13 protein-coding genes are annotated in these 16,172 nt (G+C 65.1%); 5 read left to right on the forward strand and 8 right to left on the reverse strand.

Features of this window, described 5'->3' with window-relative positions; genetic code table 11:
- Nucleotides 1-119 precede the first annotated feature (119 nt).
- Together IVB46_RS38730 and IVB46_RS38735 are read left to right on the forward strand one after the other, a co-directional pair.
- Entirely contained in the window at nucleotides 120-2,276 is a 2,157-nt protein-coding gene (locus IVB46_RS38730; protein WP_247316299.1) for a methyl-accepting chemotaxis protein, read from the forward strand.
- Nucleotides 2,277-2,411: 135 nt separating this feature from the next.
- Nucleotides 2,412-3,473: an MBL fold metallo-hydrolase gene (locus IVB46_RS38735; protein ID WP_085402602.1), complete on the forward strand. Its 1,062-nt coding sequence runs from the start codon at nucleotides 2,412-2,414 to the stop codon at nucleotides 3,471-3,473.
- A gap of 165 nt (nucleotides 3,474-3,638) precedes the next feature.
- Here the strand turns inward: IVB46_RS38735 and aroQ are convergent, their stop codons facing one another.
- Genes aroQ through IVB46_RS38755 form a run of 4 tightly spaced genes read right to left on the reverse strand, consistent with a single transcriptional unit; the run spans nucleotide 3,639 to nucleotide 6,969 of the window.
- Nucleotides 3,639-4,070 (reverse strand): type II 3-dehydroquinate dehydratase, encoded by a 432-nt coding sequence (aroQ, locus tag IVB46_RS38740; RefSeq protein ID WP_247316300.1) that lies wholly within the window; start codon nucleotides 4,068-4,070, stop codon nucleotides 3,639-3,641.
- 19 nt (nucleotides 4,071-4,089) lie between these two features.
- Nucleotides 4,090-5,370, reverse strand: a complete 1,281-nt coding sequence (locus IVB46_RS38745) for a TRAP transporter large permease subunit (RefSeq protein WP_247316301.1) — start codon at nucleotides 5,368-5,370, stop codon at nucleotides 4,090-4,092.
- Entirely contained in the window at nucleotides 5,367-5,918 is a 552-nt protein-coding gene (locus IVB46_RS38750) for a TRAP transporter small permease (protein ID WP_247316302.1), read from the reverse strand. Before IVB46_RS38750 ends, IVB46_RS38745 begins: the two co-directional genes overlap by 4 nt.
- Before the next feature lie 22 nt (nucleotides 5,919-5,940).
- Entirely contained in the window at nucleotides 5,941-6,969 is a 1,029-nt protein-coding gene (locus IVB46_RS38755; RefSeq protein WP_247316303.1) for a TRAP transporter substrate-binding protein, read from the reverse strand.
- A gap of 158 nt (nucleotides 6,970-7,127) precedes the next feature.
- Here IVB46_RS38755 and IVB46_RS38760 point away from each other — a divergent pair, with 158 nt between their 5' ends.
- The 3 genes from IVB46_RS38760 (at nucleotide 7,128) to IVB46_RS38770 (ending at nucleotide 13,119) form a co-directional block, all read left to right on the forward strand.
- Nucleotides 7,128-7,862, forward strand: a complete 735-nt coding sequence (locus tag IVB46_RS38760; protein WP_247316304.1) for a GntR family transcriptional regulator — start codon at nucleotides 7,128-7,130, stop codon at nucleotides 7,860-7,862.
- A 197-nt stretch (nucleotides 7,863-8,059) separates the two neighbouring features.
- Nucleotides 8,060-9,289, forward strand: coding sequence for a 5-aminolevulinate synthase (gene hemA, locus IVB46_RS38765; RefSeq protein ID WP_028148697.1), 1,230 nt, complete (start codon nucleotides 8,060-8,062; stop codon nucleotides 9,287-9,289).
- A 320-nt stretch (nucleotides 9,290-9,609) separates the two neighbouring features.
- Nucleotides 9,610-13,119: a PAS domain-containing hybrid sensor histidine kinase/response regulator gene (locus IVB46_RS38770; RefSeq protein ID WP_247316305.1), complete on the forward strand. Its 3,510-nt coding sequence runs from the start codon at nucleotides 9,610-9,612 to the stop codon at nucleotides 13,117-13,119.
- A 7-nt stretch (nucleotides 13,120-13,126) separates the two neighbouring features.
- Here the strand turns inward: IVB46_RS38770 and IVB46_RS38775 are convergent, their stop codons facing one another.
- The 4 genes from IVB46_RS38775 to IVB46_RS38790 form a co-directional block, all read right to left on the reverse strand.
- Nucleotides 13,127-13,951, reverse strand: coding sequence for an SDR family NAD(P)-dependent oxidoreductase (locus IVB46_RS38775; RefSeq protein ID WP_247316306.1), 825 nt, complete (start codon nucleotides 13,949-13,951; stop codon nucleotides 13,127-13,129).
- Nucleotides 13,952-13,968: 17 nt separating this feature from the next.
- A complete protein-coding gene (locus tag IVB46_RS38780; RefSeq protein WP_247316307.1) occupies nucleotides 13,969-14,532 on the reverse strand; it encodes a cytochrome P460 family protein in 564 nt (187 codons plus the stop codon).
- Between the two features lie 70 nt (nucleotides 14,533-14,602).
- Entirely contained in the window at nucleotides 14,603-15,631 is a 1,029-nt protein-coding gene (locus IVB46_RS38785; RefSeq protein WP_247316308.1) for an alpha/beta hydrolase, read from the reverse strand.
- A gap of 35 nt (nucleotides 15,632-15,666) precedes the next feature.
- Nucleotides 15,667-16,086 (reverse strand): organic hydroperoxide resistance protein, encoded by a 420-nt coding sequence (locus IVB46_RS38790; protein WP_166076811.1) that lies wholly within the window; start codon nucleotides 16,084-16,086, stop codon nucleotides 15,667-15,669.
- Nucleotides 16,087-16,172 lie beyond the last annotated feature (86 nt).

The raw sequence follows: 16,172 nt of genomic DNA on the forward strand, positions 1-16,172 counted from the left end.
GGCCCTTTCTTTTTCGCTGTGCGGAACAGGCGCAACCGATTGTGCAACTTGCGATTTTTTAACCCGACCCAGGGATACTCCGCGGCGAAAATATAAAGATCACGCGTGGGGGAATTTCGATGGCGATCCGTCTGGGTGCTGGCCGTGTCCTTGGCCGTCTCAAGCCTCGTTTCAAGATGCCAAGGTGGGGCGTGCGCGGCAGCCTGTTCGCCGCCTTCGCATTGATCGCCGGCATGGGCCTCGTCATCGCAGCCGGCGCCGGCTTCGTGTTCAATCACCTCGGCGCGACCATGATGGATCTGAGCGGCCGCGACATCCCGCGCCTCTCCGCCAGCCTGCAGCTCGCCTCGCAAAGCGCGACGCTCGCGGCGCAAGGCCCGGGCCTGCTGGCATCGCCCTCCGACGAGGCGCTGAAGGAACGCACCAAGAGCGTGAAGGACATCCAGCAGCTCGCCATGGCCAAGCTCGGCGAGATCATCGAGCTCGGCGCCGACAAGCAGATCGCAACCGCGCTGCGCGACACCGCCAAGAGCATCGACGAGGCGACCCAGAGCCTGGTGTCGGCCGCGCGCGAGCGGCTCGAGACCGGCGCGCTGCATGACAAGCAATATGAGGCGCTGCGCAAGGCGCAGCTCACCTTCGTCGGCGCGGCCGGTCCTGCGATGCTGGACGCACAGACACGCTTGAACGCGATCCTCGGCGCGGCGGAAGTTTCCGCCGATGATGCGACTGAGGCCGCCCGCACCGTCTCCCAGGTCGCGACAATCTCCGCCAACGGCAACCTGATGGCCGCCGACATGATGGCGGCGCTGTCGGCCAACAACAGCGACACGCTGGAAGCGATCGAGAAGGAGTTCAAGGCGACGCGCGACCGCGTCAAGTCGAACCTCGAGGACCTCCCGAACATGCCCTCGATGCAGACGGTGCGCGACGCCGTGCAGAAGCTGTTCGCCTTCGGCGAGGGCAAGACCGGCGTGTTCAAGATCCGCCAGAAGGAGCTCGACGCCATCGACTACGGCCAGACTATCCTGGACGAGACCCGCAAGCTCAATGTCGGTCTCGGCATCAGCGTGCAGCAGCTCGTCGACGGCGTGCAGAAGGAGACAAACGCGTCGACCTTCCAGGCGCGCCAGGAGATCTCGCTCGCCACCACCGCGATGCTGGCGCTGGGCGCGCTGATGCTGGTCGGCTCGGCGCTGTTCGTCTGGCTCTATGTCGGCCGCAACATCCTGCGGCGGATCGGCGCGCTGCATCAGTCGATGCAGCTGCTCGCGAACGGCGACCTCGAGACGGAGATCTACCGCTCGAAGCACCACAACGACGAAATCTCGGTGATGGCGAACACGCTGCAGGTGTTCCGCGAGAGCATGATCGAGGCCCGCGCGATGTCGAGTGAGCAGGACAAGGACCGTGTCGCCAAGGCCGAGCGTGCCGCGCGCATGGAAGCGAAGATCGCCGAGTTCGAGGGCGCGGTACGCAACGCGCTCGACAATCTCGCGCAATCGGCCAATTCGATGCAGTCCACCGCGCAGAGCATGTCGAACACCGCCGACCAGTCCAACGCGCTGGTGAACGCGGTTGCCTCCGCCGCGGAGGAGACCTCGGTCAACGTGCAGACCGTGTCATCAGGCACCGAGCAGCTGTCGTCCTCGATCGAGGAGATCAGCAAGCAGGTCGTCACCTCGGCCGCGATCGCCAGGAAGGCGGTCGACGAGGCCGGCGCCACCGACACCACGGTGCAGAGCCTTGCCGACAGTGCGAGCCGCATCAGCGTCGTGGTCGACCTGATCCAGACGATTGCGTCTCAGACCAACCTGCTCGCGCTCAACGCCACCATCGAGGCGGCGCGCGCGGGCGAAGCCGGCCGCGGCTTCGCAGTGGTCGCCTCCGAGGTGAAGAGCCTCGCGAGCCAGACCGCCAAGGCGACGGAAGAGATCCGCACCCAGATCGCCAGCATGCAGCAGGTCACCACCTCGGCGGTGGGCGCCATCCAGGGCATCGGCCGGATCATCGGCGAGATCAACGACGTGACGACGACGATCGCCGCCGCGGTCGAGGAACAGGGCGCAGCCACCCGCGAAATCGCCCGCAACATCCAGCATGCCGCCGGCGGCACCAGCGAGGTCTCCAGCAACATCATCGGCGTCTCCACGGCGTCCGCGGAAGCCGGCGCGGCGGCGAGCGAAGTACTGGGCGCCTCCGACGCGCTCCGCCGCGAAGCCGACATGCTGCGCGGAGAGATCGACGCATTCCTCAACAACATGCGGGCGGCGTAAGCCGCCGGCCCGTAGCCCGGATGGAGCGCCGCGTAATCCGGGCTGCGGAAAACTGCGGGTATGACCGCCATGCGGAGACCACGGCCCGGCCTTTTTCGGCTGGCGCCCCGCGCCCGGCGGGTTTAAGCCGGTAGCATGAACCCGAAAACCGACACCGTGCAGTCCTCGGCCGAGGCCCTGCGCTATCCCTGGGAACAGCATCCCGGCCCCGAAGAGATCGTCGAGGTGCGTCCCGGCGTGTTGTGGGCGCGGCTGAAACTGCCGTTCCGCCTCAACCACGTGAACATCTACCTGCTCGCCGACGGCGACGGCTATGCCATGATCGATGCCGGCTTCGGCAACGAGGAGACGATCGAGGCCTGGACCAGACTGTTCGAGGGGCCGCTGAAGGGCGTCAACATCACGCGCCTGATCGTCACGCATTCGCACCCCGATCACGTCGGCCTCGCGGGCTGGATCGTCGAGCGGTTCAACTGCCCGCTGGTGATGACGCAGGTCGAATATCTGCAATCGGTCTACCACCAGAACCGCGGCACCGAGGAGCGGCGCGAAGCCCAGCGGCTGTTCTTCCGCCGCCACGGCATGGACGAGTCGCTCACCGAAAAGCTGCTCGGCCGCGGCCAGGATTATCTCAAGCGCGTCTCGGTGCTGCCGCCGTCCTACCGCCGCATCTCGCATGGCGACGAGGTCGTGATCGGCACCCGCCGCTTCAAGGTGATCACCGGCGGCGGGCACGCGCTCGACCAGGTGATGCTGTATTGCGCCGACGACAAGCTGTTCCTCTCCGCCGACCAGGTGCTGAGCAAGATCTCGCCGAATGTCAGCGTCTGGGCGGTCGAACCCGACCAGAACTCGCTCGGCGAATATCTGGCCTCGCTCGCGAGCCTGACCACCACCCTGCCTTACGATCTGCTGGTGCTGCCCGGCCACGGCGTGCCGTTCTATGGTCTGAAGACCCGCATCAAGCAGCTCGCCGATCACCACGAGGAGCGCTGCCGCCTGATCGCGGAAGCCTGCAGCGAGGTGCCGCAGACCTCGCGCGCATTGGTGCCTGTCGTGTTCAACAAGCACGTGCTGGACGAGCACCAGATGGGCTTTGCCGCCGGCGAACTCGTTGCCCACGTCAATTACATGATCGTCGAGGGCCGGCTGACGGCGGAGACGAAAGACGGCGTGCTCCAGTTCCGGACGACGTGAGCTTTTCACCTCTCCCCGCCTGCGGGGAGAGGTCGGTCGCGAAGCGACCGGGTGAGGGAGACTCTCCGCGAGTCCAACTCTCACCGTGCTCGTGGAAGCAGCCCCCCACCCCAACCCTCCCCCGTAAGAACGGGGCGAGGGAGCGCACCGTCAGTGCGGCAGAGCTCACTTCATATTCGCGATCGCGTGCAGCGCCGCGACGTAGCCGAACGGGCCCAGCCCGCAGATCACACCGGTGGCCACGAACGAGATCTTGGAGTGGCGGTGATATTCGTCGCGGGCGTGGATGTTGGAGATATGGACCTCCAGCACCGGGCCTTCGAAGGTCTTGATCGCGTCCATGATCGAGACCGAGGTGAAGGAAAGACCGGCCGGATTGATGATGATGGCATCGGCGTCCTGCCGCGCCGACTGGATCAGATCGACCAGCACGCCTTCATGGTTGGACTGGTGGAAGGCCAACTTGAGCCCGAGCTTGGCGGCCGCTTCCTCGCAGCTTGCGTTGACCTGGTCGAGCGTGGTCGTGCCGTAGATGTGCGGCTCGCGGATGCCGAGCATGTTGAGGTTGGGACCGTTGAGGATCATCACGCGTTTCATGGACAGGTCCTTCTGGAAGTTAGCCACCGAACCACTTGGCCGGGCCGGTGACGAGAACGGGAAACAGCGTCAGCAAGGCTAGCACGACGAGCTGCGCGATCATGAAGGGCCAGACGCCGCGGATCAGATCATCCATCGAGACGCGGGCAACGCCACAGACGACGTTGAGCACGACGCCGACCGGCGGCGTGATCAGCCCGATCGCATTGTTGATGATGAAGAGCACGCCGAAATAAACGGGGTCGATGCCAGCCTGCTTGACGATCGGCATCAGGATCGGCGTCAGGATCAGGATCGTCGGCGTCATGTCCAGCGCGGTGCCGACGATGACGACGATGATCATCAGAACGAAGGTGAGGAGGGTCTTGTTGCCCGCGAACGGTTGCACGAGCGCAACGATCTGGTCGGAAATCTCGGCAACCGTGATCAGCCAGGACGATACCAGCGCCGCGGCGACGAGAAACATCACGACAGCCGTGGTCTGCGCGGTACTCACCAACAGTGCCGGCAGTTGTGCCGGCCTGAGCTCGCGATAGACGCCCATCGCCACCACCAGCGAATAAACGGCGACGACGACGGCCGCTTCCGTCGGCGTGAAGATGCCGAAGCGCAGGCCGAAAATGATGATCATCGGCAGCATCAGGGCCCAGAAGCCGTCGATCAGCGCACGCCAGATCTCGGCGATGCTCTTGCGCGGCAGGCGCGCCGGGTTCTCCTTGCGCACCACCCACCACCAGGCAAAGCACAGGCCGACGCCGAGCAGCATGCCCGGCACGATGCCGGCCAGAAACAGCTTCGAGATCGAGACATTGGCGGCGACACCGAAAATGACGAAACCGATCGACGGAGGAATGACGGGCGCGATGATCCCGCCGGCAGCGACGAGGCCAGCCGCACTGGCGCGATTGTGGCCAGCCGCGGCCATCATCGGCACCAGAAGCGCACCGAGCGCCGCGGCGTCCGCGACCGCCGAGCCCGAGAGCGAGGCCAGGATGCATGACGTGAGGATCGCGACATAGCCGAGCCCGCCGCGGAAATGGCCGACCAGCGCGATCGCGAAGTTGAGGATGCGGCGCGCCAGCCCGCCGGTGTTCATGACTTCGCCGGCTAGGATGAAGAACGGCACCGCCATCAACGGAAAGGAATCGACGCCATTGATGACGTTCTGCGCGATGATCTGGGAATCGAACATCGCGAGATAGGTCATCAGCGCGATACCGCAGACGATCAGCGCAAACGCGATCGGCATGCCGATCGCCATGGCGCCGAGCAGCGAGAAGGTGAAGACGGCGACAGTCATGCCTGCTGCTTTCCGCTCGCGGTGCCAGAAGAATGCGGGAGCTCCTCGGACTCGCTGATGGCGATCAGATCGGCATCGGCGACCTGCCCGGTCACGAGCCGATAGAGCTCGTGCACGATGATCACGCAGGAGGAGGCGCCGAACACGATCCCGGCGGTGTAGAACAGGCCGACCGAGAGCCCCGAGGCGGGCGCCACCGTGTCCCAGTTCAGCACCGTCTGCTTCCAGGAGCCTTCCGTCAGCAGCACGGAGGCATAGAGCATCAGCGCGTGGCTGAGGCCGTAGCAGACCTTGCGGCCGAACGGCGACAGCACCTTGACGAGACTGTCGACGCCGAGATGGGCATGCTCCTTCAGGCCGATGATCGCGCCCAGAAACACCATCCACACGAACAGCCAGCGCGACAGCTCTTCCGAGATCGCAATCCCGGAATTGAAGCCGTAGCGCAGCACGACGTTGCCGAACACCAGCACCACCATGGCGGCGAGCAGCACCGCGATCACCGCGCGGAGCAGCCAGAAATAGGCATTGACCATCGTTTTCATCATGTCCGACCTGCTGCGCGTCGGCTTACGGCTTCAGCGCGTGCACGCGGTCGAGCTCGCTGTTGAACAGCTTGACGATGGCGGGGTCGTAGTCGGCCGAGAATTTTTCCGCGATCGGCTTGGTCTTCTCGCGCATGCGATCGAGCTCGGCGGGTGCGATCTCGTTGACCGCCATGCCCTTGGCCTTGAGCTCGTCAATCGCGGCGGCAGCCTGCTCGCGGCTGACCTTCCGCTGGTAGTCGCGCGCCTCGATCGCCGCGTCCTGCAAGATCTTCTGCTCGTCGGGCGAGAGTCCGTCCCAGAATTTCTTGCTGATCAGGATGATGTTGGTCGAGTAGGTATGATTGGTGACGCTGAGATATTTCTGCACCTCGAAGAACTTGTTCGACAGGATCACGGAGAACGGGTTCTCCTGGCCGTCGACGGTGCCCGTCTCCAGCGCGCTATAGAGCTCCGAGAAACTCATCGGCACCGGGTTGGCGTTGAAGGCCTTGAAGGTCTCCAGATAGACCGGGTTCGGGATCACACGGATCTTGATGCCGCCGAGGTCCTCGCCCCTGGTGATGGCACGCTTGCTGTTGGTGACGTTGCGGAAGCCGAGATCCCAATAAGCGAGACCAACCAGCCCCTTCTCAGGCAGCTTTGCCAGCAGCGCTGCGCCGAGCGGACCATCGAGCAGGGCGTCGGCCTGCTGCGGCGTCGAGACGATGAAGGGGAAATCGATCAGGCCGTAATCCTTGACGATGCCGACCAGCGACGTCGTCGCCGGCGACTGCATCTCCTGGGTGCCGGCGCGCAGCGCCGATTGCTGCTGCATCTCGCTGCCCAGCTGATTGGCCGGATATTCGCGCACCTTGAGCTTGCCGCCGCTCTTGGCCGCGACGATCTCGGCGAATTTCTGCACGCCTTTGCTGACGGGATGGTCGGTGTTGTTGAGGTGCCCCCAGCGGATGGTGCGCTCCTGAATGGCCTGCGCCGAGGCCGGCCCCATCGCGCCCAAGGCGACCGCGCCGATCGCCGCCACCAAAGCCAGACCTTTGAACCGAACGGGCATCGCCCCCTCCCCTGTTGATCTCGTTCTTAGGGGCGGGAACGTCTTATATGATGAATTATAAATCAACCTATATTTTAGATTTTGTATGATATTACAAGAAACGCTTGATAAAGTTACGAAATTTGGCAAAACGCACGTCCAAAGCGCTAGGATGAGGCATGGACACCCTTCCCGACACGACAGCCGAGACGGTGGGCGACAGCGCCTATCGCCGCATCCGCACCGACCTGATCTTCGGCAAGCTGACGCCGGGGCAGAAGCTGAAGCTCGAGCGGATGAGCGGCGCCTACGGCACCAGCATCTCGACGCTGCGCGAGACGCTGAACCGGCTGTGCTCGGAAGGTTTTGTCGTCGCCGAAGGCCAGCGCGGCTTCGAGGTCGCGCCGATCTCGGCGACCGAATTCCAGGAGATCGCGGAGCTGCGCGAGCTGCTCGAGAACCACATGATCGAGAAGTCGTTCGCGGCCGGCGATCTCGACTGGGAAGCGCACATCGTCTCGGCGCATCACAAGCTCGCGGCGATGGAGCGGATGCTGCTGTCAGGCGAGCGGTCCGATGCGGAAAGCTGGAAACAGTGCGATTTCCAGTTTCATCGCGCGCTCGTCGCGGCCTGCGGCTCGAAGGTGCTGCTCGATGCGCATGCCGCGGTCTATGACCGCTATCTGCGCTACCAGATGATCGCCGTGGTGTTCCGCGGCGAGATGGCGGCGGCCGAGCATCGCGAGCTGAAAGAGCTGGCGCTGAAGCGCGACGCCAAGAGCGCGAACAAGGTGCTGCACACCCACATCCATGATTGCGTGGCGCATGCCTTGCGCAATTCGGATTGGTTAAAGCCGGTGGCGGTCGTAAAGGAGGCGCGGAGCGAGCCGCGCAAGAAGGCCAAGGCCGGGTAGACCCGCACCGCCGCCAATGGTGCAAAGCAACATTGCCTCGCGCGCGAACTTGATCGGGATCAAGTTTCAAATCGCACGATAGGGCATTTTGCCCAAATGCTCCTCGCCCCCAAATGTGGGATAGCGCATAGACACTAGAGCTGGAAAAGCTCTAAGAAGATGCGCCCTTTTGGTCAGTTCCGTCTTAGGTTTTGCCGATGGATTACGCCCAGTTTTTCAATACCGCCCTCGATCGTCTCCACACCGAGCGGCGCTACCGCGTGTTCGCCGATCTCGAACGCATCGCCGGCCGGTTCCCGCATGCGCTCTGGCACTCGCCGAAGGGCAAACGCGACGTCGTGATCTGGTGCTCCAACGATTATCTCGGCATGGGCCAGCACCCGAAGGTGGTCGGCGCCATGGTCGAAACCGCGACCCGCGTCGGCACCGGCGCAGGCGGCACCCGCAACATCGCAGGCACGCATCATCCGCTGGTGCAGCTCGAGGCCGAGCTCGCCGATCTCCACGGCAAGGAAGCGTCGCTGCTGTTCACCTCGGGCTATGTCTCGAACCAGACCGGCATCGCGACCATCGCGAAGCTCATTCCGAACTGCTTGATCCTGTCGGACGAGCTCAACCACAATTCGATGATCGAGGGCATCCGCCAGTCCGGCTGCGAGCGCGTCGTGTTCCGCCACAACGACCTCGCCGACCTCGAAGAGAAGTTGAAGGCCGCAGGTCCGAACCGGCCGAAGCTGATCGCCTGCGAGAGCCTCTATTCGATGGACGGCGACGTCGCTCCGCTCGCCAAGATCTGCGATCTTGCCGAGAAATATGGCGCGATGACCTATGTCGACGAGGTCCATGCCGTCGGCATGTACGGCCCGCGCGGCGGCGGCATCGCCGAGCGTGACGGCGTCATGCATCGCATCGACATTCTCGAAGGCACGCTGGCCAAGGCGTTCGGCTGTCTCGGCGGCTACATCGCCGCCAACGGCCAGATCATCGACGCCGTGCGCTCCTACGCGCCGGGCTTCATCTTCACCACCGCGCTGCCTCCGGCGATCTGCTCGGCCGCGACCGCCGCGATCAAGCATCTGAAGACCTCGAACTGGGAGCGCGAGCGCCACCAGGACCGCGCCGCCCGCGTCAAGGCGATCCTCAACGCCGCCGGCCTGCCTGTGATGTCGAGCGACACCCATATCGTGCCGCTGTTCATCGGCGATGCCGAGAAGTGCAAGCAGGCGTCCGACCTGCTGCTGGAACAGCACGGCATCTACATTCAGCCGATCAACTATCCGACGGTGGCCAAGGGCACCGAACGCCTGCGCATCACGCCCTCGCCCTATCACGACGACGGCTTGATCGATCAGCTCGCCGAAGCGCTCCTGCAGGTGTGGGACCGCCTCGGTCTGCCGCTCAAGCAAAAGTCGCTGGCGGCGGAGTAGGCCTGCTTCCACCCTCCCCTGGAGGGGGAGGGTCGGCTCACATTGAGCGCAGCGAAATGGGAGACGGGGTGGGGTGACAGTCTCTCCACCTCCGACGCTGCTCGTGTGGAAAGATCACCCCACCCCGCTCGCGCTTCGCGCGATCGAGCCTCCCCCTCCAGGGGAGGGTAAGTGCCGGTGCCCGCCCGCACCACCTTAACGACAACCCCAATTCCCGCCCCGGTAGGGCATTTCGCTGTCGCTTGCGCCCGCCCAACGCGCTAGATTTGCAGGGAAAATGAGTTCGGGCGCCCTCGCGCCCAGGGAGAAGCGCGCTCGCCATGCTGCACGACTGGGGCGTGATCGCTGCCGCCTTCGGCTATATCGGCTTCCTGTTCCTGGTGGCGAGCCACGGCGACCGCCGCTCGCCGGCCGGGCGCGGCCGCGCGTCCGGGCTGATCTATCCGCTGTCGCTCGCGATCTATTGCACCTCCTGGACCTTCTTCGGCTCGGTCGGCTTCGCCACCCGCGCCTCGACCGACTTCCTAGCCATCTATGTCGGTCCGATCCTGATGATCGGGCTCGGCGCGGGTGTCCTGCGCCGCGTGATCCAGCTCGCGAAGGCGCACAACATCACCTCGATCGCCGACTTCATCGGCGCGCGCTACGGCAAGAGCCAGGCTGTGGCGGCAACGGTGGCGCTGATCGCGATCATCGGCTCGGTGCCCTACATCGCTCTCCAGCTCAAGGCGGTCGCCTCCTCGCTCGAAACGATCCTGAGCGAGGACCAGGCGTTCTCCCACATCCCGATCCTCGGCGACATGGCGCTGATGGTGACGCTGGCGATGGCCGCCTTCGCCGTGCTGTTCGGCACGCGGCAGACCGACGCCACCGAGCACCAGCACGGACTGATGCTGGCGGTCGCAACCGAATCCATCATCAAGCTGATCGCCTTCCTTGCCGCCGGCATCTTCGTCACCTTCTGGATGTTCTCGCCACACGAATTGATCGAGCGCGCGATGAGGACGCCGGAGGCGGTGCGCGCCATCAACTATTCGCCGTCGATCGGCAACTTCCTCACCATGACGCTGCTGTCGCTCTGCGCGATCATGCTGCTGCCCCGCCAGTTCCACGTCAGCGTGGTCGAAAACTCCTCGGATGCCGAGGTCAGCCGCGCGCGCTGGCTGTTCCCGTTCTATCTCGTCGCCATCAATTTGTTCGTGATCCCGATCGCGCTCGCCGGCCTCGTCACCTTTCCGTTCGGCGCGGTCGAACCGGACATGTATGTGCTGGCGCTGCCGATGGAGGGCGGCGCGGGACTTCTCAGCGTCGCCGTCTTCGTCGGGGGGCTGTCGGCGGCGACCGCGATGGTGATCGTCGAATGCGTCGCGCTCTCCATCATGGTCTCGAACGACCTCGTGGTGCCATTGGTGCTGCAGCGGCGGCCGGAGGGGCGCACCGGCGGCGCCGATTTCAGCGACTTCCTGCTGCGCTCGCGCCGGCTTGCGATCTTCGCCATCATGGTGATGGCCTATTTCTACTACCGCGCGCTCGGCAACACCCAGCTTGCGGCGATCGGCCTGCTCTCCTTTGCCGCCATCGCCCAGCTCGCGCCAAGCTTCTTCGGCGGGCTGCTGTGGCGGCGCGCCACCGCGCGCGGCGCTATCGGCGGCATGCTGGTCGGCTTCGCGGTGTGGCTCTACACGCTGTTCATCCCGAGCTTCATGGATTCCTCGACGGCGGGCATCCTGCTGCTCCAGCACGGCCCGTTCGGGATCGAGGCGCTGCGCCCGCAGGCGCTGTTCGGCGCCGACCTGCCGCCGCTGATGCACGGCGTAATCTGGTCGCTGTCGCTCAACATCCTGACCTATGTGCTGCTGTCGCTGGCGCGGCGGCCGTCCTCGATCGAGCTGGTGCAAGCCGATCTGTTCGTACCCAACACGCTCGCGCCGATCTCCCCGAACTTCCGCCGCTGGCGCACCACCGTCACGGTGCAGGACATCCAGACCACGGTCGCGCAATATCTCGGGCCCGACCGCGCCCGGCACTCCTTCGAGGCATTTTCGGTGCGGCGCAATGTGCGCCTGGAATCCGGTGCGCCCGCCGATTTCGAACTGCTGCAGCACGCCGAGCACCTGATCGCCTCTTCGATCGGCGCAGCCTCCTCGCGGCTCGTGATGTCGCTGCTGCTGCGCAAGCGGACGGTCTCGGCGAAGGCGGCGCTGAAACTGCTCGACGATTCCCACGCCGCGCTGCATTTCAATCGCGAGATCCTCCAGACCGCGCTCAACCATGTCCGCCAGGGCATCGCCGTGTTCGACGCCGATCTGCAGCTGATCTGCTCCAACCGGCAGTTCGGCGATCTCCTGAACGTGCCGCCGCATTTCATCCAGTTCGGCACGCCATTGCGTGAAATCCTGGAATTCATGGGTGTGAGCGAACCGGACAATCCGGTCGAGCGCGAAGCCATGCTGGAGCGGCGACTCGCGGCTTACACCACCGACAGCGAGCCCTATCTCGAGCGCCTGCCCGACCGCCACATGGTGATCGAGATCTTGACCAACCGCATGCCCGGCGGCGGCTTCGTCATCACCTTCACCGACGTCACGCCGACGTTCGAGGCCGCCGAAGCGCTGGAGCGCGCCAACGCGACGCTCGAAAAGCGCGTGCGCGACCGCACCGAGGAGCTGACCCGGCTGAATTCCGAGCTGGCGCTGGCCAAGAGCGCGGCCGAGGACGCCAGCATCTCCAAGACGCGCTTCCTGGCGGCGGCCAGCCACGACATCCTCCAGCCGCTGAACGCGGCGCGGCTCTATGTCACCAGCCTGGTCGAACGCCAGCACAGCGGCGAGGAGACGCGGCTGGTCGAGAACATCGACGAATCGCTCCAGGCGATCGAGGAGATCCTCGGCGCACTGCTCGACATATCGCGGCTGGACGCCGGCGCGATGACGACCTCGATTTCGAGCTTCAAGATGGCCGATTTGATGCGCTCGCTCGAGATCGAGTTTGCGCCGATCGCGCGCGCCAAGAACCTCGAGCTCGCCTTCGTGCCCTGCTCGCTGCCGGTCGAGTCCGATCGGCTGTTGCTGCGGCGCCTGCTCCAGAACCTGATCTCCAACGCGATCAAATACACCCCGCGCGGACGCGTGCTGGTCGGCTGCCGCCGCCAGGGCCCTTCGCTGAAAATCTGCGTCTACGACACCGGCGTCGGCATCCCCCCCGTCAAGCGCGGCGAGATCTTCAAGGAATTCCACCGCCTCGAACAGGGCGCGCGGATCGCCCGCGGCCTTGGACTCGGCCTCTCGATCGTCGAGCGTCTTGCACGCGTGCTCAAGCACGGCATCGCCATCGACGGCAACAAGAGCGGCGGCTCGGTCTTCTCCGTGACAGTGCCGACAGCCAAGGCGATCACCCACACCGCTGCCGTCACCAGCGCGACGCCGCTGGCGCGTAGGCCGATCTCGGGCGCCCTCATCGTCTGCATCGAGAACGACGCGGCGATCCTCGACGGCATGCGCACGCTGCTGAAGGCCTGGGACGCCGAGGTCATCGCGGTCGCCGACCCCGAGGGCGCGATCGCCGCGATCGAAGGCGCGGGCCGCCGCGTCACCGGCCTGCTGGTCGATTATCACCTCGACCGCGGCAATGGCATTGCCGCCATCCGCGACATCCGCCGCCGCTTCGGCGACGGCATCCCCGCGATCCTGATCACCGCCGACCGTAGCCCCGCAGTGCAGGTCGCCGCGCGCGAGGAAAACGTCGCGGTGCTCAACAAGCCGGTGAAGCCGGCCTCGCTCCGCGCCCTGCTGGGACAGTGGCGCACGCAGCAGATGGTGGCGGCGGAGTAAGACGCGGTCAGTAGTCGGTCGAGACGCTGAGCGCGCGCCACTTCTCCAGCTCGTCGAGGCGTTGCCGGTCCGTCGCCGCGATGGCGTTCACCGCGTCGCTGCCGAGCGCGATCCGCAGCGGCGGGCTGTCCATGTCGACGAGCTCCAGCACGACGGCCGCGGCCTTCGCCGGATCGCCCGGCTGGCGGCCATCGTAATCGCGCTGCATCCTGACGGCCGCGCCAACGACGGCATCGTACTCTGCCCGCCCTTCGCCGGTCGCATGCGCTGACTGCGCAAAGCCCGTGCGGAAGCCGCCGGGTTCGACGATCGTCACGTGCACGCCGATCAACGCCATCTCGCGCGCCAGCGATTCCGAAAAGCCCTCGATGCCCCATTTCGCGGCCGAATAGGCCGCGCGTGCGGGGGCTCCGATCCGTCCGCCGACGGATGAGAATTGCACGATATGCCCGCGGCGCTGCCGGCGCAGCACGGGGATCGCCGCCTTGGTGACGATGATGGTGCCGAGCAGATTGACCTCGATCTGCTGACGGAACGAGGCCAGGCTCGTGTCCTCGACCGATCCGAGATCGCCATAGCCGGCATTGTTCACGACCACATCGACGCCGCCGAATGCCTCCACGGCGAGGCTGATGGCCGCTTGCGCGGCCGCCTCGTCGGTCACATCGAGTGTTACAAGTCGCAACCTCTCGCCAAAGCGCTCACTCAACGGTTCGAGCGGCTTCGTGTCCCGGGCCGTAGCCGCCACGCGATCTCCCGCCGCAAGCGCGGCTTCCGTGATCGCACGCCCGAGCCCGCGCGAGCTGCCGCTGATGAACCAGATCTTTGACACGGTGGGCTCCTGACCGCTCAAGGCGCAAGCCGGGTGAAGACGTAGTCGTGGCTCTTCGCGCGGGCGTCATGGCAGGCGAAGCAGGTGCGGTGCTGGGCCTCGTCGACGGGCTTGCCGTTGATGAAGCGGCCGAACCCCCAGCCGCCGGTGGACGCATATTTCCTGGAATCCTTGACCATCACCTGCACCGTGGTGGCCGCGCCGGGGATCGTTGCGGATGCGAATTCCGGCGACTGTTTCCGTTTCCAGGCGCGCTTGACCAGAATGGTGCCATCGGGGAACGGAAGTTTTCCGGCCTGATAAGCATCGATCGCGGTCTGGTTGCCGACGACGGCGCGAAGCTCGTCGAGCGGTGCCGCCTCTTCGGCCGGCGCGATCAGCTCCCACTGCTTGTAACCAGCAGGAATCGTGACGCCGAAGATCGGCGAGGCGTCTGCCGTGTTGCCTTGTGCCGGGCCCTCGGCAAGAGCAATCGAGACCAGGTAGGGCACGCAAGTCAGGAGAACGACGAGAAGGAGCGCGGCCAGCGTGAGAGCCGTCGCATATGAGCGCTTTTTCTTGTCAGGTTCGATGGACGTCATGACGTTCCTTCATGCTGGGATCGCGGCATCCTCGGTCCAGCCGCGCTGGACCGAGGCATCGAATGAACGCTCAGGCGCCGTCGGCGTCGATGACGGCCTTGGCGAAGGCTTGCGGTGCCTCCTGCGGCAGATTGTGGCCGATGCCGCCGGTGATCAGGCGGAAGTCGTACCGGCCTGAGAACCTCTTGGCATAGGCGCTGGGGTCGGGATGCGGCGCACCGTTGGCGTCGCCTTCCATGGTGATCGTCGGGACGCTGATCACCGGAGCTGCGGCGAGCTTCTTTTCGAGCTCCTCGTATTTCGCTTCGCCCTGGGCAAGCCCGAGCCGCCAGCGGTAATTGTGGATCGTGATGCCGACATGATCCTTGTTGTCCAGCGCCGCCGCGCTCTGGCTAAAGGTCGCGTCGTCGAACTTCCATTGCGGCGAGGCGAGCTTCCAGATCAGTTTTGCGAAATCATGCGTGTACTTCTCGTATCCGGCGCGGCCGCGCTCGGTCGCGAAATAGAACTGGTACCACCATTGCAGCTCGGCCGACGGCGGCAGCGGCGCGTTGCCCGCGGCCTGGCTCGAGATCAGATAGCCGCTGACCGACACCAGCGCACGGCAGCGATCCGGCCACAACGCAGCGATGATATCGGCGGTGCGCGCGCCCCAGTCGAAGCCGGCGATAACCGCCTTCTTGATGTCGAGCTTGTCCATCAGCGCGATGATGTCGACGGCCATGGCCGCGGGCTCGCCGTTGCGCGGCGTCTCGCTGGAAAGGAAATGCGTCGAGCCGTAGCCGCGCAGATAAGGGATGATCACGCGATAGCCGGCCTTTGCCAGGATCGGCGCGACATCGACGAAGGCGTGAATGTCGTAAGGCCAGCCGTGCAGCAGGATCGCCACGGGACCGTTCGAGGGACCTGCTTCCGCATAGCCGACATTGAGGACGCCGGCGTCGATCTGCTTGATCGGACCGAACGACGCATTCGATGCGGACGACTTCGGCGCGTCCGTTTCGGCACGGGCGAGGTCGATCACGCCGAGACCGACGGCGACGGTTCCCGCGGCGACGCCGAAAAATTTGCGGCGGTGCTGGTCGATGATCTGTTTCATGGTGGTGCTACCTTGTTGATGGTTGGTGATGTTCGTCAGATCAGCGCGACCGTGACGTCGATATTGCCGCGGACGGCCTTGGAATAAGGGCAGGTCTGGTGCGCCTCATCGACGATGCCGCGCGCGATCTCGCGATCGAGGCCCGGCAGGCTGACGTTGAGGCGCGCGCTGAGCGAATAGGCGCCCTCGTCGAGCACGAGATCGATCTCCGCATCGATCGCGCATTTCCGGGGAAGCTCGATCTTGCGCTTGCGGGCCGCGATCTCCATCGCGCCTTCGAAGCAGGCCGACCAGCCGGCCGCGAACAATTGCTCGGGATTGGTGCCGATGCCGGTGCCGCCCGGCGGCGACAGCTTGACATCGAGGCGGCCGTCGGAGCTGCGCGATATGCCGTCGTGCCGTCCGCCGCCGGTATGGGTCCTGGCCGTGTAGAGCAGTTTTGCCGCTTGCGTCATGAAGGTCTCCTTGCCGTCGCGCAACTGACTAGCAGCGGCCGCGGCAGGACACCCGTTTGGACTTGTGAGAAGTTGTGAGGCCCCGG

The organism is Bradyrhizobium sp. 61, assembly GCF_023073075.1.
Taxonomy (GTDB): Bacteria; Pseudomonadota; Alphaproteobacteria; order Rhizobiales; family Xanthobacteraceae; genus Bradyrhizobium; species Bradyrhizobium barranii.

Excerpts from the sequence above, each read along its gene's own strand:
- IVB46_RS38745 (WP_247316301.1), bottom strand. The coding sequence starts at position 5,370 with ATGACTGTCGCCGTCTTCACCTTCTCGCTGCTCGGCGCCATGGCGATC.
- IVB46_RS38780 (WP_247316307.1), bottom strand. The coding sequence starts at position 14,532 with ATGACGTCCATCGAACCTGACAAGAAAAAGCGCTCATATGCGACGGCT.
- IVB46_RS38760 (WP_247316304.1), top strand. The coding sequence starts at position 7,128 with ATGGACACCCTTCCCGACACGACAGCCGAGACGGTGGGCGACAGCGCC.
- IVB46_RS38790 (WP_166076811.1), bottom strand. The coding sequence starts at position 16,086 with ATGACGCAAGCGGCAAAACTGCTCTACACGGCCAGGACCCATACCGGC.
- IVB46_RS38785 (WP_247316308.1), bottom strand. The coding sequence starts at position 15,631 with ATGAAACAGATCATCGACCAGCACCGCCGCAAATTTTTCGGCGTCGCC.
- IVB46_RS38770 (WP_247316305.1), top strand. The coding sequence starts at position 9,610 with ATGCTGCACGACTGGGGCGTGATCGCTGCCGCCTTCGGCTATATCGGC.
- IVB46_RS38735 (WP_085402602.1), top strand. The coding sequence starts at position 2,412 with ATGAACCCGAAAACCGACACCGTGCAGTCCTCGGCCGAGGCCCTGCGC.
- IVB46_RS38730 (WP_247316299.1), top strand. The coding sequence starts at position 120 with ATGGCGATCCGTCTGGGTGCTGGCCGTGTCCTTGGCCGTCTCAAGCCT.
- IVB46_RS38750 (WP_247316302.1), bottom strand. The coding sequence starts at position 5,918 with ATGATGAAAACGATGGTCAATGCCTATTTCTGGCTGCTCCGCGCGGTG.
- IVB46_RS38755 (WP_247316303.1), bottom strand. The coding sequence starts at position 6,969 with ATGCCCGTTCGGTTCAAAGGTCTGGCTTTGGTGGCGGCGATCGGCGCG.
- hemA (WP_028148697.1), top strand. The coding sequence starts at position 8,060 with ATGGATTACGCCCAGTTTTTCAATACCGCCCTCGATCGTCTCCACACC.
- aroQ (WP_247316300.1), bottom strand. The coding sequence starts at position 4,070 with ATGAAACGCGTGATGATCCTCAACGGTCCCAACCTCAACATGCTCGGC.